The 22,835-nt window shown below is 69.6% G+C and carries 24 protein-coding genes and 2 pseudogenes; 17 read left to right on the top strand and 9 right to left on the bottom strand.

Annotated elements, in window-relative coordinates:
* The 8 genes and pseudogenes from KUM44_RS41010 to KUM44_RS40975 form a co-directional block, all read left to right on the top strand.
* Positions 1–206, top strand: a pseudogene (locus KUM44_RS41010) (hypothetical protein); the annotation flags it as partial.
* Between the two features lie 27 nt (positions 207–233).
* A complete protein-coding gene (locus KUM44_RS41005; protein WP_217214854.1) occupies positions 234–815 on the top strand; it encodes a hypothetical protein in 582 nt (193 codons plus the stop codon).
* Positions 816–822: 7 nt separating this feature from the next.
* Complete coding sequence (locus KUM44_RS41000) at positions 823–1,452, top strand: OmpA family protein (protein WP_217214853.1); 630 nt, start codon at positions 823–825, stop codon at positions 1,450–1,452.
* Between the two features lie 69 nt (positions 1,453–1,521).
* Complete coding sequence (locus KUM44_RS40995; RefSeq protein ID WP_217214852.1) at positions 1,522–2,259, top strand: hypothetical protein; 738 nt, start codon at positions 1,522–1,524, stop codon at positions 2,257–2,259.
* A gap of 201 nt (positions 2,260–2,460) precedes the next feature.
* Complete coding sequence (locus KUM44_RS40990; protein ID WP_217214851.1) at positions 2,461–3,039, top strand: DUF3558 family protein; 579 nt, start codon at positions 2,461–2,463, stop codon at positions 3,037–3,039.
* Between the two features lie 441 nt (positions 3,040–3,480).
* A pseudogene (locus tag KUM44_RS40985) lies at positions 3,481–4,131 on the top strand (FtsK/SpoIIIE domain-containing protein); the annotation flags it as partial.
* A gap of 212 nt (positions 4,132–4,343) precedes the next feature.
* The gene (locus KUM44_RS40980) at positions 4,344–4,790 is read left to right on the top strand and encodes a hypothetical protein (protein ID WP_254390827.1); all 447 of its coding nucleotides are present in this window, start codon (positions 4,344–4,346) and stop codon (positions 4,788–4,790) included.
* Between the two features lie 16 nt (positions 4,791–4,806).
* A complete protein-coding gene (locus tag KUM44_RS40975; protein WP_217214850.1) occupies positions 4,807–5,376 on the top strand; it encodes a hypothetical protein in 570 nt (189 codons plus the stop codon).
* A gap of 28 nt (positions 5,377–5,404) precedes the next feature.
* Here the strand turns inward: KUM44_RS40975 and KUM44_RS40970 are convergent, their stop codons facing one another.
* On the bottom strand, positions 5,405–5,770 hold the full coding sequence (locus KUM44_RS40970; protein WP_217214849.1) for a DUF192 domain-containing protein: 366 nt from the start codon (positions 5,768–5,770) through the stop codon (positions 5,405–5,407).
* 60 nt (positions 5,771–5,830) lie between these two features.
* Here KUM44_RS40970 and KUM44_RS40965 point away from each other — a divergent pair, with 60 nt between their 5' ends.
* From KUM44_RS40965 to KUM44_RS40955, 3 genes are all read left to right on the top strand, one after another.
* Positions 5,831–6,709, top strand: a complete 879-nt coding sequence (locus tag KUM44_RS40965; protein ID WP_217214848.1) for an LLM class flavin-dependent oxidoreductase — start codon at positions 5,831–5,833, stop codon at positions 6,707–6,709.
* 51 nt (positions 6,710–6,760) lie between these two features.
* Entirely contained in the window at positions 6,761–7,258 is a 498-nt protein-coding gene (locus KUM44_RS40960; protein ID WP_217214847.1) for a GNAT family N-acetyltransferase, read from the top strand.
* A 151-nt stretch (positions 7,259–7,409) separates the two neighbouring features.
* Entirely contained in the window at positions 7,410–8,195 is a 786-nt protein-coding gene (locus KUM44_RS40955) for a class I SAM-dependent methyltransferase (RefSeq protein WP_217214846.1), read from the top strand.
* Positions 8,196–8,226: 31 nt separating this feature from the next.
* Here the strand turns inward: KUM44_RS40955 and KUM44_RS40950 are convergent, their stop codons facing one another.
* Positions 8,227–9,399: a winged helix DNA-binding domain-containing protein gene (locus tag KUM44_RS40950; RefSeq protein WP_217214845.1), complete on the bottom strand. Its 1,173-nt coding sequence runs from the start codon at positions 9,397–9,399 to the stop codon at positions 8,227–8,229.
* A gap of 846 nt (positions 9,400–10,245) precedes the next feature.
* Between KUM44_RS40950 and KUM44_RS40945 the strand changes: the two genes are divergently transcribed.
* The 4 genes from KUM44_RS40945 (at position 10,246) to KUM44_RS40930 (ending at position 15,420) form a co-directional block, all read left to right on the top strand.
* Positions 10,246–11,019 carry an isoprenyl transferase gene (locus tag KUM44_RS40945; RefSeq protein WP_217214844.1) on the top strand — a complete coding sequence of 258 codons (774 nt, stop codon included), beginning with the start codon at positions 10,246–10,248 and terminating at the stop codon, positions 11,017–11,019.
* A 313-nt stretch (positions 11,020–11,332) separates the two neighbouring features.
* On the top strand, positions 11,333–12,658 hold the full coding sequence (locus KUM44_RS40940; protein ID WP_217214843.1) for a PhoH family protein: 1,326 nt from the start codon (positions 11,333–11,335) through the stop codon (positions 12,656–12,658).
* A 401-nt stretch (positions 12,659–13,059) separates the two neighbouring features.
* Positions 13,060–13,764 (top strand): transglycosylase SLT domain-containing protein, encoded by a 705-nt coding sequence (locus KUM44_RS40935; protein ID WP_217214842.1) that lies wholly within the window; start codon positions 13,060–13,062, stop codon positions 13,762–13,764.
* Between the two features lie 249 nt (positions 13,765–14,013).
* Positions 14,014–15,420 carry an AI-2E family transporter gene (locus KUM44_RS40930; RefSeq protein WP_254390826.1) on the top strand — a complete coding sequence of 469 codons (1,407 nt, stop codon included), beginning with the start codon at positions 14,014–14,016 and terminating at the stop codon, positions 15,418–15,420.
* Here the strand turns inward: KUM44_RS40930 and KUM44_RS40925 are convergent.
* Positions 15,366–15,905 carry an alkyl hydroperoxide reductase gene (locus KUM44_RS40925; RefSeq protein WP_217214841.1) on the bottom strand — a complete coding sequence of 180 codons (540 nt, stop codon included), beginning with the start codon at positions 15,903–15,905 and terminating at the stop codon, positions 15,366–15,368. The genes KUM44_RS40930 and KUM44_RS40925 overlap by 55 nt on opposite strands.
* A gap of 5 nt (positions 15,906–15,910) precedes the next feature.
* Positions 15,911–16,465 carry a peroxiredoxin gene (locus KUM44_RS40920; protein WP_217214840.1) on the bottom strand — a complete coding sequence of 185 codons (555 nt, stop codon included), beginning with the start codon at positions 16,463–16,465 and terminating at the stop codon, positions 15,911–15,913.
* A 135-nt stretch (positions 16,466–16,600) separates the two neighbouring features.
* On the opposite strand from KUM44_RS40920, the gene KUM44_RS40915 reads away from it, so the two are divergent.
* Together KUM44_RS40915 and KUM44_RS40910 are read left to right on the top strand one after the other, a co-directional pair.
* Entirely contained in the window at positions 16,601–17,548 is a 948-nt protein-coding gene (locus KUM44_RS40915) for a LysR substrate-binding domain-containing protein (protein WP_217214839.1), read from the top strand.
* Between the two features lie 8 nt (positions 17,549–17,556).
* Entirely contained in the window at positions 17,557–17,844 is a 288-nt protein-coding gene (locus KUM44_RS40910) for a hypothetical protein (protein ID WP_217214838.1), read from the top strand.
* Positions 17,845–17,920: 76 nt separating this feature from the next.
* On the opposite strand, the gene KUM44_RS40905 is transcribed toward KUM44_RS40910, so the two are convergent.
* The 5 genes from KUM44_RS40905 to KUM44_RS40885 all read right to left on the bottom strand — a co-directional run bounded on the left by KUM44_RS40905 (position 17,921) and on the right by KUM44_RS40885 (position 22,729).
* Positions 17,921–20,257: an ABC transporter permease gene (locus tag KUM44_RS40905; protein WP_217214837.1), complete on the bottom strand. Its 2,337-nt coding sequence runs from the start codon at positions 20,255–20,257 to the stop codon at positions 17,921–17,923.
* On the bottom strand, positions 20,254–20,943 hold the full coding sequence (locus KUM44_RS40900) for an ABC transporter ATP-binding protein (RefSeq protein WP_217214836.1): 690 nt from the start codon (positions 20,941–20,943) through the stop codon (positions 20,254–20,256). Before KUM44_RS40900 ends, KUM44_RS40905 begins: the two co-directional genes overlap by 4 nt.
* Positions 20,940–21,464 (bottom strand): PadR family transcriptional regulator, encoded by a 525-nt coding sequence (locus tag KUM44_RS40895; RefSeq protein WP_217214835.1) that lies wholly within the window; start codon positions 21,462–21,464, stop codon positions 20,940–20,942. The genes KUM44_RS40900 and KUM44_RS40895 overlap by 4 nt, the downstream gene beginning before the upstream one ends.
* A gap of 105 nt (positions 21,465–21,569) precedes the next feature.
* On the bottom strand, positions 21,570–21,836 hold the full coding sequence (locus tag KUM44_RS40890; RefSeq protein ID WP_217214834.1) for a hypothetical protein: 267 nt from the start codon (positions 21,834–21,836) through the stop codon (positions 21,570–21,572).
* Entirely contained in the window at positions 21,833–22,729 is an 897-nt protein-coding gene (locus KUM44_RS40885) for an SPFH domain-containing protein (protein WP_217214862.1), read from the bottom strand. The genes KUM44_RS40890 and KUM44_RS40885 overlap by 4 nt, the downstream gene beginning before the upstream one ends.
* Between the last annotated feature and the right edge of the window lie 106 nt (positions 22,730–22,835).

The raw sequence follows: 22,835 nt of genomic DNA, 5'->3' as shown, positions 1-22,835 counted from the left end.
GCAGTGCAGGGGGCGGCGGGGATGCCGGGGACGGCGCCGGAGGCGAGGCCGAGCCGGGCGACGGAAACGCCACGCTCCCGCTTCCGCGACTCACCTGCGAGGACGGCAACAACTGGGACCCGGACCCGGAGGATCCGACCACCCTCCCGGCCCCCGAGGATCTCTTCGACGTCCATCTGGCCGACTCACCGGCGAACGACGAGTGACTGACGAGTGACTAAGGAAGCAGAGGCATGAGTATTCGGTTCACGACGAAGGCCCACAGGGGGATGGTCGCGCTGACCGTTGCGGCTGGACTGGCCCTCGGCGTGGCCGGCTGCGGCAGCGGCGGGGACGACGGCGACAAGCCGGAGACGTCGGCGTCCGCCGCCACGGAACGGGGATCCGACCCGAGCGCCCAGGAGGGGCAGTCGGACGAGCCCCTGGCGGAGCTGAAGGGGTCGGACGGACTGCTCCTCCAGATCACCTCCGCCCAGCGTGACTCCGGTGGCTTCGTCACCGTGAACGGCAGTCTGAAGAACGACGGGGACAAGAGCATGTCGGTCCCGTCCGCCTTGAGTGGCAACGAGACCGAGATCACCCGAAACGGCCGGTCTTTCGGAGGCGCCACACTCGTCGACTCGAAGAGCAAGAAGCGGTACTACGTCCTACGGGACACGGACGGCCGCCCGCTGACGACCACGGGCTTCTCGACCCTGAAGTCCGGCGAGACCCTGGCCGTCTTCATGCAGTTCCCGTCTCCGCCCACGGACACGACCGAAGTCACCTTCCAGCTCCCGACCTTCGCCGCCGCCACCATCCAGATCTCCGGGTGAGGCAACCATGACCCGCACCCCCCGCCTCACCCTGACCCTCACCGCCGCCACGGTCATGGTCGCCGCGAACCTGCTCGTGGCCACGACAGCCGACGCGGCGGACGATCCCAGCGTCCCTCCGGGGACGGAAGCCACAGCCTCCGCCCCGGTCGAGGTCGACGCCAACGATCCCGACCTCAAAATCCCCGAAGGCGCCACCCTCGCCGAACCCAAGGTCCTGGACATCAAGCAGGTCGTCGAGGACCAGGCCGGCGAGGAACGCCGCGAGGACACCAACGCGGACGTGAAGTTCGCCCTCCAGGCCGAGGTCCTCTTCCCCAAGGACAGCGCCAAGCTCACCGGCGAGGCAAAGGCCCGTATCGCGGAGATCGCCGAGGAGATCAAGACCCAGAACGCCACCCGCATCCGAGTCTTCGGCTTCACCGACAACCTCGGCTCCTCCGCCCACGGCGACGTCCTGTCCAGGAAGCGCGCGAACGCCGTACAGGGGATCCTGGAGGCGGAACTGACCGACTCGACGGTGACGTACGAGGTGCGGGGGTACGGCGAGCAGTACCCGATCTCCTCGAACTCGACGGAGGCGGGGCGTAAGAAGAACCGCCGGGTGGAGGTGTCGTTCCCGCGCAGCGAGGGCTGACAAAGGCTGAGCACCTCTCACCACTGGCGGCCGGGACCGGTCCCGACGGCCGGTGGCTAACCTGCGCCCGTGATCGCTGATGACTCGCATCGTCGTGAGTACCGTTACTCGGGCGGCAGTTGGCTGTGGATCGGCCTGGCCGCTCCCTTCGTGGCAGGCATCGGGCTGATCGCGCGGATGGCCCTGGACGACGAGGTGCCGACCACCGTCCCCGCCGCCGTCGGCGCGACGCTCGCCGCCCTGTTCCTCTTCGTGCTGCGCCTGGTCAAGGTGACGGCGACGATCAGCGACGAGACCCATCTGACGGCCCGGGGAGCCTTCCGCAGCCACGCCACGGCCTGGCCGGACGTGCAGGGCATCGAGATCGAGATCAACCCCGGGGCGGGGGCGCAAGGAGCGCCGGGCCAGATCGTCGTGCTGTACGACGCGTCGGGCCGGCGGCGCACCCTGCCGCATCTCAACGACCGCAACACTCCCGACCTCGCGCACGAGGTGGCTGCCCTGCGCGAGCTGTGGGTGCTGCGCAGGGGTGAGGACTGGGCACCCGTTCCCGAGGCCGCGAACAAGATCGCGCGCGTGCGCAGACATCCGACACCGCTGGTGCACATCGCGGTCAAGATGATGTTCGGCGGACTCGTGCTGGGAATCGTGCTCTTCCTCCTCGCGCTGGCCTCGGGCGTGTACGACGGCTCCGAACCCAACGTCTTTGCGGACATCGTGTTCCACCCCATGGCGCTGTGCATGGTGCTGCCGCTCGGGGCGTATGTCGGAACCTTCGTGGTCGGGGCGATCGTCCGTCGTCGCTGAGGCCGTGCGGTGCGGCGGTATGCCAAGCGGCGTACTCCCTCGAGTGGCGCTGAATGTCAGGTGCCTGCGGCCTCGCCAGAAGACCTGAAGGTGTGGAAGTCCCAGCCTGTCCTCCGCCCCTCCGCCCCTCCGCCCCTCTGCCCCTCCTCGTCCGCGCTGCTTCGGGACGGGTCCCGTCGGCGTACCAGTACGTTGCCGCGCATGACTCGTACGCCTGCGTCCCGAGCGATTCGCCTGTTGGCGGTCACGCTGCTTGCCACGATCCTGGTCGGCTGCGGCGGAAGTGAGGACCCGTCGCCGAGGGCATCGAAGAGTTCCGCCCCACCGCCCGAAAGTCTGCGGGAGGCCGACCCTTGCTCCTTCCTCCCGAGGTCCCGGGTGACTGCCTACGACCTCAAGAAGGTGGGCAAGGACATCAGCGAAACGTCCCGCAGTTGCACCTGGACCTCTGCCAAGTTCTCGATGATGATCCTCGTCAGGTGGGACTCCCAGACACTGGTCGACTTCGGCCAGGCCTTTCCGGTCCCCGGCGAGGACGACGTGAACCTCGACGGTGTGGGTGTCGTCATCGGCAAGAGCGATGTCAGGCCGGCGTGTGCCTCGGTGTTCCTCCCTGAACAGGGAACGGTCGTCCAACTCGTCGTCGGTGACAAGCGCCCGTCCACTGCTGACGCCGCTTGCGAACGCGTCAAGACCATCGGTGCGTCCACGATCCAGGAGATCCGCGACCAGAACCTGCTGGACGCAGAACCCAGCGCAGCCGCGTCGACAACCTCTTGATGCCCTAGGACGATCGCTGCCGCCCCGCGTCCGTCGCCCAACTGCTCGTCGCCTGGCAGCACATGGCCGAGGTGTACTCCGGCCCCGAACTGCTGGCCGCGCGCCGCCCTCGGTGTCCCCGACACCCACCACCTGCCGAACGTCCCGGGCTCGGGATATCTGGAGTACGGCACCGACGAAATGGTCCGTTTCAAGGCGGCCTAGGTGTCCGGCCTGTACCGGCCCGCCTCTGCCCGAGTCACCACAGGGGACGGACAGCTGCCGGTGGACGGCCGCCCCGGGCCGTTCACCCCGGCCCCGGTGACCGTGCACCATCTGTAGCCCGGCCCCTGGCCCAGGTGCCGGACCCCGGGCGGGCGGGAACGATTCGCTGGCCGACACGGTTCTCGACTTCGGCGGTGGCGGCATGAGTCGATGCCGACGCTGCTGCGGGCCGCCGACGACTTCGACCAAGCCCTCTTCTTCCTCGTCTTCGGCGAAAGCGAGTCCGGCAAGTCCAACCTGCTGCGCCTGCTCATCAAGCAGCTGACCGACCTGCACGACGGGGACTCCTGCAAGCTCTTCGTCATCGACAACCGCCGCTCCCTTCTGGACGCCACCCCGGCAACCCACCTGGCCGAGTACGTGCCCATGTCCAACGCCATGGACCACCATGTGGAGGCCCTGGCCGACCTCATGCGCCGCCGGACACCCTCGCCCGACGTCACAGCCGAACAGTTGCGGGCCCGCAACTGGTGGAGCGGTCCGACGATCTACGTGATCGTCGACGACTACGACCTGGTGTCGACCTCCGGCGGCAACCCCCTCGCCCCCCTCACGGAACTCCTCCCGTTCGCCCGCGACGTGGGCATCCGCTTCATCGTCGCCCGCAACACCGCAGGCGCCGGCCGCTCCTCCTACGAACCCTTCATGCAGCGGATCAAGGAACTGGGTGCCCAGGGCGTCGTGCTCTCCGGCGATCCGAACGAGGGCGACATCCTCGGCAACGTACGTCCGAGTCGGATGCCGGCGGGACGGGGAATCTTCGTCTCGCGCAGGCGGGGGAACCTGCTGGTGCAGACGGGCCTCATGGGCGGGGAGAGTCAGAGCTGACAATCCCGCGGGCGACGGCGTGAATTGCGCATCGCGGGTTTCGGCCGCCGAACATCCATCTCCGCCGAACATCCATCTCCGCCGTACATCGTCTCGACGGCGACGACCGGGAGGGGTCCCGGGACCGGCTCTGTAGCGTGCGTGAGCGAGCAGTTCACAACCGGCTCTGTTCTCCGTCCAGTTCTGTCCCAGGGGACGGGAAAGGAGGCGCCATGAGCAAGACCCGAGAAGACGTCAAAGCCGGGATCTGGGTCATCGGCGGTATCGCCGCCCTCGTCACGATCGGTCTGACCCTCACCCTCGCCATCGGTGGGGTCAGCCGGCTGACCGCGCCGTTCCGCGGCGAAGTCGACAAGCGCGACCGCACCGAAGGTTCAGGCTCGTTCCGGATCGCCACTTACGAGGAGTTCTTCGGACTCTGCTCCACGGTGCAGTCGAAAGAAGGGGCCATGAAAGCCCTGGAGGAGGAGAACAAGACCGCCTCCGAGCCCAGGCGGGCTCAGATCAGCACCTCCCTCACCGCCCTGAAGGCGTCCCGGATCGAAGCGGTCAACGAATACAACGCCAAGGCCGCGCAGGAGCACCGGGCCGCGTTCAAGGACAAGGATCTGCCGCCGCGGTTGGCCGTGGACGACATGAACACCACGTGCGCGCCCTGACGAAGAGGGGGAGAAGATGAAAGGCGCCCGTACCGCGCTCGTCGTCGCCGCCGTTCTGCTGTCCGGCTTCGGCGTCACCGCCTGCGAGGACGACTCCTCACAGGCGAAGGAGACGAAGGCGAAGGAGAAGGCCTACGACAAAATGGTGGCGAACCAGCCCATAGAAATCCCCGAGTACTCGACGACGCGAGAGACCATCAACAGGTGGATCAAGACGTGGGGGAAGGCGAGCTCGAAGGGCAAACTCAGCTACGTCTACCTTCAGAACGCCAAGGGTGAGTACGGGTACTTCGTTCTCAAGGGACTGCCAGTCTCGTACTGTTCGCTGGGTACGCCACCGTCGAAGACGGAATCGAGCAACGGCGGCATGGTCAACGTCCCGCTGCCGGAAATGGACGGCACTTACAGCAACGGGGCCGGCACCTGCAACACGTACTACGGCTTCGACGCCACCACGGGTGCCTACCTGGAATTCACCCTCGGCATGAACCAGAGCTTCTTCCTCTTCGACCAGCCTTCGACGCTGCCGGAATTCACCACCGCGTCCCAGATGGGACCCAGCTCGATCGACGACGTGGCCCGCTGAACTCCGTGAGTCCCGGTCCACCGCGCCATCAGTCGGCCTCGACCGTCACCCGCACCCCGACCCGCACCCCCCACCCCGCCATGACCCCGGCCTGCGCCTCCAGTACATGCCGCGACCGCAGCCGGGGCAGCCCCAACCGACCCGGCTTCATGGTCCGTACGGCGATGACACGCATCCCCTGGTCGAGGTAGGCGACGTCGATGGGCATGCGCATACGGAACGTGTGGACACTGCCCGCCGGCGTGAGCAGCATCGCCCCGTCGACGGCATCCCGCCCCAGCAGTCCCTTCGTACGGGCCCGGTACGACGCCGCGATCTCCAGAGGGACCGGCACGTCACCCCGCTCGCCGTGCACGAGCAGCGTCCCCCACCCGTCACGCCACCGCCGCCCCATCCTCAGCAACCTCCTGGATTTTCGGTTGTCCGCCCAGTGTTACCCGGGTAGGAAGGCCCCATGACCGGACTCGGCGCAGTTTTCCGCCCCCAGCTGGCCCCCGAAAGACTCCGCACCGTCGCCCGGCTCGCCGACGACGCGGGCCTCGAAGAGCTCTGGCTCTGGGAGGACTGTTTCCGGGAGGGAGGGATCTCCACCGCGGCGGCCGCCCTCGCCTGGACCGAGCGGATCAAGGTCGGTGTCGGGCTGCTGCCCGTGCCGCTGCGGAACGTCGCGATCACGGCCATGGAGGCCGCCACTCTGCACCGGATGTTCCCGGGGCGGCCGATCCTCGCCGTCGGACACGGTGTGCAGGACTGGATGGGCCAGGTCGGGGCTCGGGTCGAGTCACCGGTCACCCTGCTGCGGGAGCATCTCGACGCGCTGCGCGCCCTGTTGCGAGGGGAGACGGTCACCGTCGAGGGGCGGTACGTCAAGCTCGACGACGTCGCCCTGGACTGGCCGCCCGCCGAGCCGGTGCCCGTGCTCGCCGGGGCCACCGGGCCCCGCTCGCTGCGGCTGGCCGGTTCCGCCGCCGACGGGACGCTGCTCACCGCCTCGACTCCGCCCGAGGGCGTGCGCAAGGCGCGGAAACTCATCGAGGAGGGCCGGGAGTCGGCCGGACGCCCCGGTGCCGAGCCGCATGAAGTCGTCGTCTACCTGCTCACCGCCACCGGGACCGACGGGCCCGCCCGGCTCAAGGCCGAGCTCGGGGCCGAGGGGCTCGCCTCCGTGCCCGATCTCGGCGTCGCCGGGGACGCGGGAGCCGTGGCGGAGGCCGTGCAGCGGCTCGCTGACGCCGGTGCCGACACCGTGGTGCTCCAGCCGACCGGGGACGAGCCCGATCCCGAGGGGTTCGTGCGGTTCGTCGCGGAGGAAGTGCGGCCGTTGGTGCCGTAGGGCGTCGGTCGGCGCGGGGGCGTTGTCAGTGGCTGCTGCCACACTCCGGGTATGAGCGATGACCCGAACATCGGCAACGCTGTGGACGTACGGCTCCGGGAGGTGCTGGACGCCGACCTGGAGGCCTTCCTCGCCCACGAGCACGACCCCGAGGCCATCCGGCGATCGAGGTCCACGCCCCGGCCGCGCGAGGCCTTCATGAAGCACTGGCGGACGAGCGTGCTCGGGGACGAGACCTGTCTCGTGCGGACGGTCCTGGCCGGGGACGAGGTCGCCGGCAGCGTCGTCTCATGGTGGGAGGGGGAGCGCCGCTTCCTCGGGTACTGGCTCGGGCGGCCGTACTGGGGGCGAGGCGTCGGCACCAAGGCCCTCGCCCTCTTCCTCGACACGGAGCGGACCCGTCCCCTGTACGCCGACCCCTTCCACGCCAATACCGCCTCCGTGCGCCTCCTCGAACACCACGGCTTTGAGCGGACCGGCACCGTCCGCCACGGCGACGACGAGCACATACTGCTGGTGCTGTCCGGTCCCCTTCAGTCCGGCCGCTGATCTCCCGTCGCCCCGTCGAGCAACTCCCGTACGGTGCCGCACCGCCGAAGGCCGACACGAACCAGCCGTACTCCACTGAGCCGAGGTGCTGGTCCGCCATGGCGCGGAAAACCGGCAGCGGCCACCGACAACACCCTGCGATCATGACGGCATGGGAGAGAACAGCCGGTCGTTCGAGGACCTCGTCGCCGAGGGTGTAGCCGTGCCCACCGAGGGCTGGGACTTCTCCTGGTTCGAGGGGCGGGCCGGCGAGGCGCGGCCCAGCTGGGGGTATGCCGTGTCCCTCGCCGGGCGGCTGGCCGGTGCGAGTGCCGCGCTCGACCTCCAGACCGGGGGAGGCGAGGTCCTCGACTTCGCGCTCGGCCGGGCCCCGAAGGCGCCCGCGCTGACCGTCGCCACCGAGGGCTGGCCGCCGAACGTCGCCAAGGCCACCGCCCTGCTCGCCCCGCGCGGTGTCGCGGTCGTCGCCTCGCCCGAGGACGCCCCGCTGCCGTTCGCCGACGAGGCCTTCGATCTGGTCACGAGCCGGCACCCGGTGCGGGCGAACTGGACGGAGATCTCCCGCGTGCTGCGCCCCGGTGGCACCTACTTCGCCCAGCACGTCGGGCCGCACAGCGTCTTCGAACTCGTCGAGTACTTCCTCGGTCCCCAGCCGGACGAGGTCCGCAGCGGCCGTCACCCCGACCGCGAGCGCGCCGACGCCGAGGCCGCCGGCCTGGAGATCGTCGACCTGCGCGCCGAGGAACTCCGCATGGAGTTCCACGACATCGCCGCCGTCGTCCACTTCCTGCGCAAGGTGGTGTGGATGGTCCCCGGCTTCACCGTCGAGGCCTATCGGCCCCAACTCCGCGCCCTGCACGAGCAGATCGAGTCCGACGGCCCCTTCGTCGCCCACAGCACCCGCCACCTCTTCGAGGCCCGCAGGCCCGGCGTCTGAGCCGACGCCGGGATGATCCGAACGACAGGGTCTAGGCGTGCGGACCGACCGTCACCGTCCCCACCACCAACTCCGCCTTCGCCTCCAGTACGTCCCCCACCCGCTCCACCTGCTCGCCCAACTCCCGCTCCTGCCGCGCCGTCAGACGCCGTCCGATCAGCTCCACCGTCACCGTCGTACGACGGCCCTGGCGCCGCTGGTGCCAGACCCCGGCGACGACCCCGTCCACCAGCAGCACCGGAAAGTTCCCCGCCTGACCGCCGGCCAGCGCCCGCCGGTAGGCCTCCCCGGGGAACAGCGACTCCCGCGGCTGCGCGGCGATGGCGTACGCGTCGAAGTACGGCAGCAACCGCACCCCACGCACGCGCCCGTCCGGGAACTCGGTGTCGCCCGCCGCGACCCAGGCCCTCGATCCCTCGAAGGGGACTTCCTCGACGGCACCGGCCTCCGCCAGCTCCCTGAACAAGGAGGCTGCCCACCCCGCGGGCGCCGCCAGCCACTTGGCGAGGTGCTGAGACGTCGCCGGGCCGTACGCGCGCAGATACCGTCGCGCAAGCTCCCACAGGGCCGCCTCCCCCGGCACCGGGCCCGGCTCGAACCCCGGCGGCCGCGTATACGTCACCTTCCGCCCCCGATTCGGCCCGAAGCACAGCGCGCCCGACTGGCCGGCCCGGTGTATTACCTGGCGCCAGCGCGGCCACAGGTCCTGGAACGCGGGCATCACCAGGTCGCCGGCCCACGGACCGGTGCGCGCCACAACCTCCTCGCCCAGCTCCTCCACGGTCAGGCACACCCCGTCGAGAGCGTCCCCGATCGCCGCCACGATCTGTGCCGCCTGCTCTGCCGTGACCCGGACATCCGGCGGAAACGGGCTCGGGCCCGTCGGAATCGCGGTCAGGGCGCCGCACCACAGGGGCAGTTCGGCGGCGGGGAGCAGATGGACGGTTCCGCGCGGGCCGAACGTCTTCACCAGTGAGCGGTCGTCCCAGAGCGCGGACCGTACGTCCGCCCGGGTGACCCCGGCGGCCCGCACCCCCACCGACATCTCGGCCGCGGACAACACCTGCGCGTGCGCGCCCAGCATCGCCCCGACCACGTCGGCCACCGGTGTGCCGCGCTCGGCGGGACGCGCCAGGAACTGCCGCTCCATGCGCCGCGCACACGCCTCGCCCCAGGTGATCGTCTTGCTCGCCCTTGCGGTCATGGGCCGACGGTAGGCCGTATACAGGTCAGCTGCTGTCCGCTGAGCGCTACCTGGTGCAAACCGTGCATCCGTACGCGATGCGCCTTAGGTCCCTGCGCATCCAAGGAGCCCACACCTTTTCCACATTGTTATGGAGGCCGACTCGATTTCCCCTCACCTCTCGCGTAAGTTCGGACCAAGGTAATTCGCGTACGCAAAGCTGCGCGGCGGCACCGCGCAGTGGAGGGGGCTGCGCGGTGCCATGCCCCCGTATGTGTCCCTGATGGACGCGCGTCGCATCGAAACCGCGTCCGACCCTCGAAGCCATGCGCCCCGTCAAGTCGACGTTCGCGGTCGGCGTCACCCGGGGGAGGGAAGCGCGGACAAGTCGCCGAGCAGGCCCCAAGCCGAGCCAAACCCTCCGTATCCGGCCGCATCCTGCCCGTTTCCCCTGGAAATCCGCCCCGGAGCGGCCATGAATCGGCCACGAAAGAGCCCTCTCGCGGCTACCGGGCCGTCGCCGAGCGATTTCGGAGAGTAGTTGTGGCACGCCGATGCACGCACCATCCCTTACGAAGGGTTATGGTGGAAACCCCCCCTCGGGCCGGTCCGTCTCCCCCCCACGGACCGGCCCGTTTTTTTGCCCCGGACCGGGGCGCGCATCCAAGCGCCGGGGGACTGCACGTGCCTATAGGGGCGCGGGGAACTGCGCGATCAGCCCCCACCACACGCACCCGCCGACGCACCCCGGCCGCCCCCACCCAAGGCGCCAAACACCCACCCGCACCCCCAAAGACGCGCCCACCCCAAACCCCGGTACGCTCCAAGGCGCGGGGACCGCATTCGTACGGAGGGGCGGACAATCACGTGAACCTGCGCGACAAGCTGCGCGGCCTGCTGGTCAGGCTGTACGCACGCCGGGTGGAGGGTCACCTGGACCACGCTCAGGTGCCCAAGCACATCGGCGTCATCATGGACGGCAACCGGCGCTGGGCGAAGGCCGCGGGTTCCACCACCGTGCACGGTCACCGGGCCGGGGCCGAGAAGATCGAGGAGTTCCTCGGCTGGTGCTCCGAGACGGACGTCGAGGTCGTCACCCTCTGGCTGCTGTCGACGGACAACTTCGACCGGCCGCAGGACGAGCTGGTCCCGCTCCTCGGGATCATCGAGGACGTCGTCCGCACCCTCGTCGCCGACGGCCGCTGGCGCGTGCACCACGTCGGCACGCCCGACCTGCTGCCGTCCGGGATGCAGACCACGCTCAAAGAGGCCGAGGAAGCCACCGCCCACATCGACGGGATACTGGTCAACGTCGCCATCGGCTACGGCGGCCGCCAGGAGATCGCCGACGCCGTGCGCTCGATGATCGTGGACGCCCACGACAAGGGCACCTCGATGGAGGACCTGGCCGAGTCCGTCAGCGTCGACCTGATCGGCCGGCACCTCTACACCGGGGACCAGCCCGACCCCGACCTCGTCATCCGCACCAGCGGCGAGCAGCGGTTGTCCGGTTTCATGCTGTGGCAGACGGCCCATTCCGAGTACTACTTCTGCGAGGTCTTCTGGCCGGCCTTCCGCAAGGTGGACTTCCTGCGCGCCCTGCGTGACTACGCGGCCCGGCACCGGCGTTACGGCGGCTGAGAAAACCCCCACCGCGGGACGGAAGTAACAAGGAGTTCACCAGCGCGCCGTCATATGCGCTGGCATGGCACCGCATGTTCGAGGGCATAAGCCAAGCAGGTCGACACCCGAACCACGGGTGTCGTATCTCAGCGGGCGGCACCGGAGCCGTCCGCCCGGGAGGCCCTTTGCACCAGCCCTACCGTGCGGTCACGGCACGGAAGAAGCAGTGGAGGGCCGGTTTTCGGCCCGTGCATGGCGTGCAGGGCGGCCGACGACCGGTCCAGCTCCACTCCGTCGCTCCCCGACCTCATCCGAGGGGGTACGTCCTTCCGTGGTGACCAGCACAAAGCGCCACAAGCCAGACCGGCGCACCTACGTTCTCGACACCAGCGTCCTGCTGGCCGACCCGAACGCCCTGAACCGCTTCGACGAGCACGAGGTCGTGCTCCCCATCGTCGTGGTGACGGAACTGGAGGCCAAGCGGCACCATCCCGAACTCGGCTACTTCGCCCGGCAGGCGCTGCGCCTGCTGGACGAGTTCAGGGTCCGGCACGGTCGCCTCGACGCCCCCATTCCGATCGGGGACCTCGGCGGCACCGTCCGTGTCGAGCTCAACCACTCGGACCCCAGCGTTCTGCCGACCGGCTACCGCCTGGGGGACAACGACTCCCGCATCCTCGCGGTCGCCCGCAATCTGCAGGCCGAGGGGTTCGACGTCACCGTCGTGTCGAAGGACCTGCCGCTCAGGATCAAGGCCTCGTCCGTCGGCCTCCTCGCCGAGGAGTACCGCGCCGAGCTCGCCATCACGGACTCCTCCGGCTGGACCGGAATGTCCGAACTGACCCTGCCGGGCGAGCAGGTGGACATCCTCTTCGAGGAAGGTCACATCTACGTCCCCGAAGCCTCCGACATGCCCGTCCACACCGGGCTGACGATCCACTCCGAGCGCGGCAAGGCGCTGGGCCGGATCACACCCGAGGGCAACGTCCGTCTGGTGCGCGGAGATCGGGAGGCCTTCGGTATCAAGGGCCGCAGCGCCGAGCAGCGGATCGCACTCGACCTGCTGCTCGACCCGGACGTCGGGATCGTCTCCATGGGCGGTCGCGCCGGCACCGGCAAGTCGGCGCTGGCGCTGTGCGCGGGCCTGGAGGCGGTGCTGGAACGCCGTCAGCACCAGAAGGTGATGGTCTTCCGGCCGCTGTACGCGGTGGGCGGGCAGGAGCTCGGCTATCTGCCGGGTTCCGAGGCCGAGAAGATGAGCCCCTGGGCCCAGGCGGTCTTCGACACGCTGTCCGCGGTCACCAGCCGCGAGGTCATCGAAGAGGTCACCTCGCGGGGAATGCTGGAGGTGCTTCCGCTCACCCATATCCGTGGGCGCTCGCTGCACGACGCGTTTGTGATCGTGGACGAGGCGCAGTCACTGGAAAGGAATGTCCTGCTGACTGTTCTGTCCCGAATTGGCGCCAATTCGCGGGTGGTTCTCACCCATGATGTGGCTCAGCGGGACAATCTGCGGGTCGGGCGCTACGACGGTGTCGTCGCCGTCGTGGAGAAGCTGAAGGGACATCCGCTCTTCGCCCACGTCACGCTGACGAGGTCCGAGAGGTCCCAGATCGCGGCCCTTGTGACCGAAATGCTGGAAGACGGGCAGATCTGACCCAAGTGCTCAACTTGCGGTAGCTACTCGTTGGTTGGCGCCGTTCGGAAAAGGCAGTGAGCCTATCCGGGCGGCGCCTCGGCGTGTGCGGCTTTCCGTAAAACCCCTGGCACAAACGAGGTGTGAGCTTTCACACGCAACACAGAATTGCCTTGCGGTGTCGGGTTACGGCAGAGTCTCACTCCTGTCAGGCCCCGCATACGACACACCTGTGCCCCCAGCGGTACGGAACCACAGCAGCACCACAACCAACTGCATAGCGCCGTCGTATGCCGCCCGAGTCTTCACGCGGCGCTTCCCTCGAGGGAGTTGCCCACCGGGTCCGTGCCTCCCGTGACCCCGCAGTTGGGAGGCCAGCGCCAGGGGCACGATTGCGTCCGCCAGGGTCACCGAAGCGGGCGATGCTGGAAGGAAACCGTGTGAGTCCGATTTCGGTCAGGGGATTCGCAGTGGCGTCGGCCACCGCGGTCACCGCTGTCGGAAGCGTCGTCGGCGTTGCCTCGGGCAGCACCGCGCAGAACAACGACGCCGAGGCGACGGCTGCCGATTCGACGCTCCTCGCGGACATACCCGCGGGCCAGCAGGCCCAGGTGCAGACCGAGTCCCTGTCGGCGCAGGCGGATGTCCAGGCCATTGCCGCGGACGTGAGCGCAAAGAAGGACGCCGAGGAGGCCGCCCGCAAGGCCGCCGCCCAGAGCGCGATCGAGAAGAAGGAAGCCGCCGAGAAGGCGGCGAAGGAAGCCAAGGAGCGCGAAGAGACCGAGGCGAAGGCCTCCCGGTCCTCCTCCGCGGACTTCCCCGTCCAGAGCTCGTACAGCATCGCGCAGATCCAGGCGATGGCGCGCCAGATGGTGCCGAGCGACCAGTTCCAGTGCTTCAGCAACATCGTGGACCACGAGTCCGACTGGAACTACCGGGCCGTCAACCCCTCCTCCGGTGCGTACGGCCTCTTCCAGGCCCTGCCCGGCTCCAAGATGTCGTCCGTCGGCTCGGACTGGCAGACGAACCCGGCCACCCAGATCAAGTGGGGCCTGAACTACATGAACGAGCGCTACGACAGCCCTTGTGGTGCGTGGTCGTTCTGGCAGGCCAACCGCTGGTACTGAGCGCTCCGCTGGGAGAGCCATGAGTGTCGTGGTTCGTCCGCGGCGCCGTTGTGGCTTGTCGCGCCCGCGCGGCGGTAGCCGCAGATCCAGTACAGCCCCGCGCCCCTGAGATCCGCTTTCTCAACCCTGCGTCGCCCCTCGCCGTCCTTTGGTGAGGGGCTTTCGCGCTTCCCCGTGCAGCTCCATGTACGGTCGGACGCAGCGACTCCAGGGGGAGTGGTGGGGAGAGACGGGGGAAGAGGACGGATCATGTCGCGAGTGCCAGGGTGGCTCGGTCGGCTCGGCGCCGGACTGACCGAGGTGAGTGAGCGGTTGGACGAACGCCGCGCCGCGGTGGAACGGGAGAGCGGCGAGCTCCAGCCGGTGCGGAAGTCCTTCACTGAGCCCGAGTCCTCCTCCGCCGACGCCCCAGCGACGCCCACCGGCCACGTGCCACGGCCCCCCGACTACGCGCCCACCGTTCCGCCGCCACGGCCCGACCCCGCACAGGTCGTGCCGTGGGGCGTACGGGTCGCGGCGGAGGCCGGCTGGCGGCTGCTGGTGCTGGCCGGCACGGTCTGGGTGCTGATGCGGGTCATCAGCGCCGTCCAACTCGTCGTGTTCGCCTTCGTCATCGCGTTGCTCCTCACCGCGCTGATGCAGCCCTCGGTGGCCTGGCTGACCCGGCGGGGCGTGCCGCACGGGCTCGCCACCGCCCTGACCGCGATCCTCGGGTTCGTCGTCATCGGGCTGATGGGCTGGTTCGTGACCTGGCAGGTCATGGAGAACATCGACAACCTCTCCGACCAGGTCCAGGACGGCATCGACGAACTGCGCAACTGGCTGCTCAACAGCCCCTTCCACGTCACCGACAAGCAGATCAACGAGATCGCCGAGAACCTCCGGGAGGCGATCGGCGCCAACACCGACGAGATCACCTCGGCCGGTCTGGAAGGCGTCACGGTCGTCGTCGAGGCCCTCACCGGCATTCTGCTGGCCGCCTTCTCCACTCTGTTCCTGCTCTACGACGGCAAGCGGATCTGGCAGTGGACGCTGAAGCTGGTCCCGGCCGCCGCGCGTCCGGGCGTCGCCGGCGCCGGTCCGCGCGCGTGGGCGACGCTCACGGCATACGTACGCGGCACGGTCCTCGTCGCCCTGATCGACGCCGTGTTCATCGGCATCGGCATCTACTTCCTGGACGTCCCGATGGCCGTCCCGCTGGCCGTCTTCATCTTCCTGTTCTCCTTCATCCCGCTCGTCGGCGCGGTGGCCTCCGGCGCGCTGGCCGTGGTCGTGGCGCTGGTGACCCAGGGCGTCTTCACCGCGGTCATGACCCTGGTGGTCGTCCTCGCCGTGCAGCAGATCGAGGGCCACGTCCTCCAGCCGTTCATCCTGGGCCGTGCGGTACGCGTCCATCCGCTGGCGGTGGTGCTGTCGGTGGCGGCCGGGGGCATGGTGGCGGGGATCGGCGGTGCGGTGGTGGCGGTGCCTTTGGTGGCGGTGTCGAACTCGATCGTGGGGTATCTGCGGGCGTATTCGCAGGAGGCGGTGGCACCGCGGCCCCCGGAGACGCAGCAGACCCCGCCCACCGACGGTGAGCGGGGTCCACAGGGCGACGGCGACTACTCGACGTCGGCCAGTACGGCCTCGGCCTCCAAGGTGGAGCCCACGGCCTGAATCACCGAGGCGATCTTGAACGCCTCCTGGACGACCTCGCGGTCGACGCCCGCCTTGCGCAGCACCTGCTCGTGCGAGTCGAGGCACATGCCGCAGCCGTTGATGGCGGACACGGCGAACGACCACAGCTCGAAGTCGACCTTGTCGACACCGGGGTTGCCGATGACGTTCATCCGGAGACCCGCGCGCAGGTTGCCGTACTCGTGGTCGGACAGCAGATGCCGGGTGCGGTAGAAGACGTTGTTCATCGCCATCACGGCGGCCGCGGACTTCGCCGCGCGGTACGCCTCCGGCGTGAGGTTCGCCTTCGCCTCCGGTGCCAGCTCGCGCAGCACGATCGGGGAGCGCGCGGCGATGGCGGTCGCCAGTACCGTGCCCCACAGCTGCTGCGCCGGGAGGTCGGAATTGCCGATGACCGAGCCGAGGTTGAGCTTCAGGTCCTTGGCGTAGTCCGGTACACGGGACTTGAGGGAGTCGAGGGACATGTCACTCACTCTCCGGCAAGCAGCTTGACCGGGTCCAGGGTGTCCTCGCCCTTGGTCCAGTTGCACGGGCACAGCTCGTCCGTCTGGAGAGCGTCCAGGACCCGCAGGACCTCCTTGGGGTTACGGCCGACCGAGCCGGCGGTCACCATGGAGAACTGGATCTCGTTGTTCTGGTCGACGATGAAGACGGCGCGCTTGGCGAAGCCGTCCTCGCCCTCGATGCCGAGGTCGCGCATCAGCTCGTGCTTGGAGTCGGCCATCATCGGGAACGGCAGGTCGCGCAGGTCGTCGTGGTCCTTGCGCCAGGCGTGGTGGACGAACTCCGAGTCACCGGAGAAGCCGAGGACCTGGGCGTCGCGGTCGGCGAACTCCTCGTTCAGCTTGCCGAAGGCCGCGATCTCTGTCGGGCAGACGAAGGTGAAGTCCTTCGGCCAGGCGAAGACGATCTTCCACTTGCCCTCGTAGGTCTTGTGGTTGATCGTCTCGAACTCCTTGCCCTTCTCCAGCGAGACGCAGGCGGTCAGTTCGAACTCGGGGAACTTGTCACCGACAGTGAGCACACGCTCTCCTTGCAGCGAAGAGACACCCGTTCGGACAGGTGTCTCCCTTTGGGTTGGACCTTACCGATCCTGGCACAGGGTGCATTGATACGGGAAATAGCTACACTCGGTCAGGTTGATCGGAGGGTGCTATCAGTGACTGTGAGTAAGAGGAGGCAGCCCAGCCTCGCCCAGTTGCGTGCGTTCGCGGCCGTCGCCGAGCACCTCCACTTCCGGGACGCCGCCGCCGCGATCGGCATGAGCCAGCCCGCGCTGTCCGGTGCCGTATCGGCGCTCGAGGAGTCACTGGGAGTGACGCTTCTGGAGCGCACCACGCGCAAGGTGCTGCTGTCGCCGGCCGGCGAGCGGCTGGCGGTGCGGGCGAAGGCGGTGTTGGTGGAGGTCGGGGCGTTGATGGAGGAGGCGGCGGCGGTCCGGGCGCCGTTCACGGGAGTGCTGCGCCTCGGCGTGATCCCCACGGTGGCGCCGTACCTCCTGCCCACCGTGCTGCGGCTCGTCCACGACCGGTATCCGCACCTCGACCTCCAGGTGCACGAGGAGCAGACCGCGAGCCTCGTGGACGGCCTCACCTCCGGGCGCCTGGACCTGCTGCTGCTCGCGGTCCCCCTCGGTGTGCCCGGTGTCGCCGAACTCCCGCTCTTCGACGAGGACTTCGTGCTCGTCACGCCGCTCGACCACGGGCTCGGCGGCCGCGAGGGCATTCCCCGGGAGGCGCTGCGCGAGCTGAAGCTGCTCCTGCTCGACGAGGGCCACTGCCTGCGCGACCAGGCCCTGGACATCTGCCGGGAAGCCGGGCGCAAGGACGCGCCGGTGACCACGACGGCGGCGGGACTGTCCACGCTGGTCCAACTGGTCGCCGGCGGGCTGGGTGTGACCCTCCTGCCGCGCACCGCCCTCAAGGTCGAGACCAGCCGCAGCAGCCAACTCCTCACCGGATACTTCGCGGACCCGGCCCCCACCCGCCGCGTCGCCCTCGCCATGCGAACGGGCGCGGCACGCGGCGCGGAGTACGAGGAGCTGGCAGCGGCCCTGCGCGAGGCCCTGCGGCCGTTGCCGGTGCGGGTGGTGGGCGCGGACGGGTGAGGCCGATCGTGCCGCCCGCTTTCGCCAGGGCGGCCGTCGCGGAGGCCGGACGGGTGAGGCCGATCGTGCCGCCCGCTTTCGCCAGGGCGGCCGTCGCGGAGGCCGCCGACGCCGGCATCGGGCTCACCGGCGTGATCCATCTCGCGGAGTTCACGGGCGACTTCGTCCTGAGCGTCGATCGCGCCTGTGCTGTCGCGCGCACCTTCGTCCGAACGGGGACGGCCGAGGCCCGGGCCAGTGGAACGACGTCCAGGACAGGGCCTGGCCGCGCGGCATCGGGGCCCCGGCAGGGCTGACGGCCGCAGGCCGTCCGGACCCGTGCGGTTCGGACGGCCTGCGGCCAGTGGCGGGGTGACGCCCCTCACGCCGGGACTACTCCGTGCGCAACCCGTCCGGCCGCATCAGCCGCAGCAGTGGGGGCAGGCTGAGCAGGGTCACTCCCAGGACTACGCCCGCGGCCACGCCCGTCATGGCGAGGACGCTCGGCCAGTCCACGGCGACCGGGGTGTCCGCCATGCGGAGCAGGACCGCGCCCAGGGTCAAGCCCACCGCCGAGGCCAGCAGCAGGCCCAGGGCGATCGGGATCGCCGTCTGCCACAGGACCGACAGGCTCAGGGTGCGGCGCCGGGTGCCGAAGGCGACCAGGGACGACAGGAGCTTCTTGCGGTCGCGCAGCTGCTCCAGCTGGGAGACCAGCAGGCTCGCGCCGATCAGCAGCATGACGAACACGGCGCCGACGAACAGACCGGTGCGGATGGTGCCGTAGCGGTCGGTCGTCTGGGTGGAGGACCACGTCATGGGGTACGCGAGCGGGTCCGCGGCCGTCGCCGTGTTCCGTACGCGGTCGTACACGTCCGACACCGACTGGTCGAGCTTGAGGTACACCTGGCCCTTCAGCGCCGGCGCGGCCGCCGCGGGCATGGCCTTCGGGGTGACGAGGAAGCCACCCCGCCGCTGCCCCGTCAAGTCCTCCTGCGTCCGGGCCTCCTTCAGGCCCTTCGGCACGGTCCAGGCGATCTCCTGCCGCGGCGGTCCGCCATCGTAGGAGGGGCCCAGATACACCGTCCGGCCCGGCTGCTTGGCCAGCTTCGGGGTGTCCTTGTCGTACTCGGAGTTCGACACGTAGAAGATGTCGCCGTCCCGGCAGGAGGGAAGCCGGGCCGTCTGGCGCAGCGACGCGCAGTCGCCGACGGTCATCTCGACAACCATGTCCGGGTCCTTGGGCCGCTCACCCAGATAGCCCTCGGCGTACGCGTAGACCTCCTGGACGCCCTTGGTGTCCCGGAACTCCGCGACCGCCGGGTCGAGCGGCGTGTTGGGGGACAGGGCCACCTCCATCTGCGCCCGCTCGATGTCGTGCAGGGACTCCTTCGTGTACCTGCTCGCCACCCCGGCGAACAGCATCTGCAACGCGATGGCCCCGGCGACCGCGACCGCGACGCCGTTCACCATGCGGGCCGCCGTACCGCTGCTCAACTGGAGCCTGCGGACGGCGAGTTGCCAGGCGACGCCACCCGAGCCGAGCCGGGCGACGACCGCCTCGACGGCCCACGGCAGCAGCGTGGTCACGCCGATGAGCAGCAGCAGCACACCGCCGATCACCAGATACTCGTTGAAGGTGCCCTGGTCACTGCCCTGGCCGATCATCGGCCACAGCATCGCGAGGCCGGCCAGCGGCAGCAGCAGCCGCCACCACAGCCGGCGCCGCGAGGGCTTCGCCGTACGGACCACACCGAGCGGCTCGATCACCACGCCCCGCATCGCGAACAGCGTGACCACCACGGCTGCCGCCGGGACCGCGAGGCCGACCAGCAGGGCCAGCGCGGGGGAGGGGTTGAGGTAGCTCGGGAAGACGCTGACCTCGAACACCTCTACCGAGCCCGCGATCTGGCGGCCGACCAGGAAGAAGACCGTACCGAAGACCAGTCCGAGCACCGCGCCCGCCAGCGCCTCGCCGGCCGCGATCCGCCGGGTCATCCGGCTGTCGGAACCGACCAGCCGTAGTGCCGCGAGCCGTCGGTCGCGCCGCTCGCCGCCGAAGCGCACGGCCGCGGCGATGAACACGGCGACCGGCATCAGCAGCGCCACGAAGACGACGATGACCAGCAGGAGCAGCACGGGGTCGGTCCGGGCCTCGGTCGGGCTGGTGTCCCCGAACCGTTCGATACGGGCGACCCGGGAGCCGTCGATGTACGGCGCGAGGTCGGCGCCGCCCCGGAAGAAGGCGAGTTCGTGCGAGCCGATCAGCCCGCTCTCCCCGATGGTGCCGACGATCCGCTCGGGCAGCCGTTCACGCAGCAGCTTCGCGCCGTCCGACTCCAGCAGCCGCTTCAGCGCGGGGGAGACGACCATCTCGCCCACCGCCGGGAACTTCTCCAGCCCCGGAGGGAGCGGAGCGCGGGGTCCCTCGGGCTCCAGCGCCCGGCCGCGGATGTCCTTGTCCTCGAAGTCGGTGTCGACGTCCGCGACGATCAGGGTGGCGTCCGACCTCTTGGTCTCCGTGTAGCTGTAGTCGATGTCGGCGCGGGCGCTCTCCCGGTCGTGCCGGACCTGCTGCATGTTCGGGATCGCCGTCGTCAGCAGCAGCAGCGCCACGCCGAGCCCGACGCCGACGGCGGTCAGCAGGGCCCGGACCCAGCCCTCACGTCCGCCGGCGAAGGCGAACCGCACCCCCATCGCCAGGTCCTTGGCCCACTGGCCCACGCTCATATGACGCGCTCCATGTCCCGGGACCTGCCGTCCCGTACGACGATCTCGCGGTCGGAGTAGGCGGCCACACGGGCCTCGTGGGTGACGAGGACGACGGCGGCGTTGGCCGACCGGGCGGCGTCCGTCAGCAGCTCCATCACGCGCTCGCCGTTGAGGGAGTCGAGCGCGCCGGTCGGCTCGTCGGCGAACAGCACGCGCGGGTTGGTGACCAGCGCACGGGCGACGGCGACGCGCTGCCCCTGACCGCCGGAGACCTCACCGGGCCGCTTCTTGCGCAGGTCGTCGACCTCCAGCCGCTCCATCCAGGTCAGCGCGGCCCGCTCGGCCTGCTTGCGGGAGGTGCCGTTCAGCCGCAGCGGAAGGGCGACGTTCTCGACGCACGTCAACTCCGGCACCAGCTGACCGAACTGGAAGACGAACCCGAACTCCGAGCGCCGCAGCGCACTGCGCTGGGCGTCGTTCATGGTGGCCAGCTCACGGCCGTTGTAGGTGATGGACCCCGAGTCGGGCGGCACGATGCCGGCGAGGCAGTGCAGCAGCGTCGACTTGCCGGAGCCGGACGGCCCCATCACGGCGACGACCTCGCCGGGGTGGATGGAGAACTCGGCCCCGTCGAGCGCGACGGTCGGGCCGTAGGCCTTGCGCAGCTCCTGGGCCGCGAGCAGGGAACCGGGAGGCGGAGTCACTTGACCACCACCTCGGCCAGCTTGTCGAGGCGCGCGGCGGTGAGCTCCAGCCAGCGCAGGTCGGCCTCCAGATGGAAGAGGGCGTGGTCGCAGATCAGCTGGTCGGCCAGGTCCCCCTTCCGCTTGCGGTCGGTGAGGATCCGCATCATGCGCAGATGCTCGGCACGCTGGGTGTCGAGGATGTCGGCCGCGTCGCGCCGGGTGAGCAGCGCGAGCACGACCTTGGTGTAGAGGGTCGACTGGAGGTACGGCTCCGGCTTCTCGGGCGTCGCGAGCCACCGCTGTACGTCGGTGATACCGGCTTCCGTGATGGCGTAACGCTTGCGCTCGGGCCCGCCGCCGGGCTCGATCCCGTCGACCTCGACGAGCCCGTTCTTCAGCAGCCGGGACATCGTCGAGTAGACCTGGCCGTAGTGCAGCGGCCGGTCGTGACCGAACTTCTCGTCGAAGGCCCGCTTGAGGTCGTAGCCGTGGCGGGGGCCCGACTCCAGGAGCCCTAGGAGGGTGTGACCGATGGACATGAGCAGGACTCTACACGGCGTGTATACGCCGCATGTATACGCCGAGTGTGGAGATCATGGCGGTGGGTGTGAAGGGGCAGCTGGGGGCCGATTGTCACGGTTCTGCTACTGCGACTCAGGGGGCTGCACGGGAGGCCGGCCGCGCCGCGGGATCGGCTTGGCCTCGCCCGGCAGCCGCCCCGCCTCCGCGAGAGCGCGCCGCAGCAGGAACTCGATCTGTGCGTTGGCCGAGCGCAGCTCATCGCCCGCCCACCGCGCGAGTGCCTCGTACACCGACGGGTCGAGCCGCAGCAGGACCTGCTTGCGCTGCTGCGGCCGACGCCGAGGGGCGGGCTCGGCGGAGTTCTCGAACGGGTCGGAGGGTGCCGTCACTGGTAGAGCGTCCCGGTGTTGAGGACCGGCTGCGGGGCCCGGTCGCCGCACAGCACCACCATCAGGTTGGACACCATCGCCGCCTTGCGTTCCTCGTCCAGCTCCACGATGTCCTGCTCGGAGATCCGCGCGAGCGCCGCCTCGACCATGCCCACCGCCCCGTCGACGATCTGCCGCCGCGCCGCGACGACCGCCCCGGCCTGCTGTCGCTGGAGCATCGCGGAGGCGATCTCGGGAGCGTACGCGAGATGCGTGAAGCGCGACTCGATGATCTGCACCCCGGCCGCCTCCACGCGCGCGTGCAGTTCGACGGCGAGCTTCTCGGTGATTTCCTCGGCGTTCCCGCGCAGCGAGAGGCCGCCCTCGTCATGGGCGTCGTACGGGTACTCGATGGCGATGTGCCGCACCGCCGCCTCCGTCTGGGTGGAGACGAACTCCAGGAAGTCGTCCACCTCGAACGTGGCCTGCGCGGTGTCCTCGACTCTCCACACCACGACCGCGGCGAGCTCGATCGGGTTGCCGTAGGCGTCGTTGACCTTGAGGACGGCCGTCTCGTGGTTGCGGACCCGGGTCGAGATCTTGGTGCGAGAGGTGAAGGGGTTCACCCAGCGCAGCCCGTCCTCCCGGATCGTCCCCCGGTACCGCCCGAAGAGCTGGACGACCCGCGCCTCGCCCGGTGCGACCATGTTCAGGCCGGACATCGCGAGGAGTGAGCTGAGGGCGACCACTACGCCCGGAACGATCAGCGAGGCCTTGACGCCTGCCGCGGCGGCGGCCACGGCCCCGCCCGCGATCAGCCCACCCGCGGCCAGCAGCCCGCCCAGCCCGAGCAGCAGGGCGAGTCCGCCGCCGATGCTGTGCGCGGTGAACTCGCGGACGCGCGGGGCCGGCATCTCGGGTACGTCGGGTGCGGCCGGTGTGGTGGTGCCGCCGGTTGTGGCGTCGGTCTTGTCGTTCTGGCCCTTCGGCATGGGTGGTCCCCCGTCCTTCGTGGAGTCG

Source organism: Streptomyces sp. AC550_RSS872, from assembly GCF_019049285.1.
Taxonomy (GTDB): domain Bacteria; phylum Actinomycetota; class Actinomycetes; order Streptomycetales; family Streptomycetaceae; genus Streptomyces.
The sequence above is the reverse complement of the archived record's forward strand: the minus strand, read 5'-3'. Positions and strand labels throughout refer to the sequence as shown.

What these genes read in the sequence shown, in the direction of transcription:
- KUM44_RS41005 (WP_217214854.1), top strand. Translation starts at nt 234, where the DNA reads ATGAGTATTCGGTTCACGACGAAGGCCCACAGGGGGATGGTCGCGCTG.
- KUM44_RS41000 (WP_217214853.1), top strand. Translation starts at nt 823, where the DNA reads ATGACCCGCACCCCCCGCCTCACCCTGACCCTCACCGCCGCCACGGTC.
- KUM44_RS40990 (WP_217214851.1), top strand. Translation starts at nt 2,461, where the DNA reads ATGACTCGTACGCCTGCGTCCCGAGCGATTCGCCTGTTGGCGGTCACG.
- KUM44_RS40980 (WP_254390827.1), top strand. Translation starts at nt 4,344, where the DNA reads ATGAGCAAGACCCGAGAAGACGTCAAAGCCGGGATCTGGGTCATCGGC.
- KUM44_RS40975 (WP_217214850.1), top strand. Translation starts at nt 4,807, where the DNA reads ATGAAAGGCGCCCGTACCGCGCTCGTCGTCGCCGCCGTTCTGCTGTCC.
- KUM44_RS40970 (WP_217214849.1), bottom strand. Translation starts at nt 5,770, where the DNA reads ATGGGGCGGCGGTGGCGTGACGGGTGGGGGACGCTGCTCGTGCACGGC.
- KUM44_RS40965 (WP_217214848.1), top strand. Translation starts at nt 5,831, where the DNA reads ATGACCGGACTCGGCGCAGTTTTCCGCCCCCAGCTGGCCCCCGAAAGA.
- KUM44_RS40960 (WP_217214847.1), top strand. Translation starts at nt 6,761, where the DNA reads ATGAGCGATGACCCGAACATCGGCAACGCTGTGGACGTACGGCTCCGG.
- KUM44_RS40955 (WP_217214846.1), top strand. Translation starts at nt 7,410, where the DNA reads ATGGGAGAGAACAGCCGGTCGTTCGAGGACCTCGTCGCCGAGGGTGTA.
- KUM44_RS40950 (WP_217214845.1), bottom strand. Translation starts at nt 9,399, where the DNA reads ATGACCGCAAGGGCGAGCAAGACGATCACCTGGGGCGAGGCGTGTGCG.
- KUM44_RS40935 (WP_217214842.1), top strand. Translation starts at nt 13,060, where the DNA reads ATGCTGGAAGGAAACCGTGTGAGTCCGATTTCGGTCAGGGGATTCGCA.
- KUM44_RS40930 (WP_254390826.1), top strand. Translation starts at nt 14,014, where the DNA reads ATGTCGCGAGTGCCAGGGTGGCTCGGTCGGCTCGGCGCCGGACTGACC.
- KUM44_RS40925 (WP_217214841.1), bottom strand. Translation starts at nt 15,905, where the DNA reads ATGTCCCTCGACTCCCTCAAGTCCCGTGTACCGGACTACGCCAAGGAC.
- KUM44_RS40905 (WP_217214837.1), bottom strand. Translation starts at nt 20,257, where the DNA reads ATGAGCGTGGGCCAGTGGGCCAAGGACCTGGCGATGGGGGTGCGGTTC.
- KUM44_RS40895 (WP_217214835.1), bottom strand. Translation starts at nt 21,464, where the DNA reads ATGTCCATCGGTCACACCCTCCTAGGGCTCCTGGAGTCGGGCCCCCGC.
- KUM44_RS40885 (WP_217214862.1), bottom strand. Translation starts at nt 22,729, where the DNA reads ATGCCGGCCCCGCGCGTCCGCGAGTTCACCGCGCACAGCATCGGCGGC.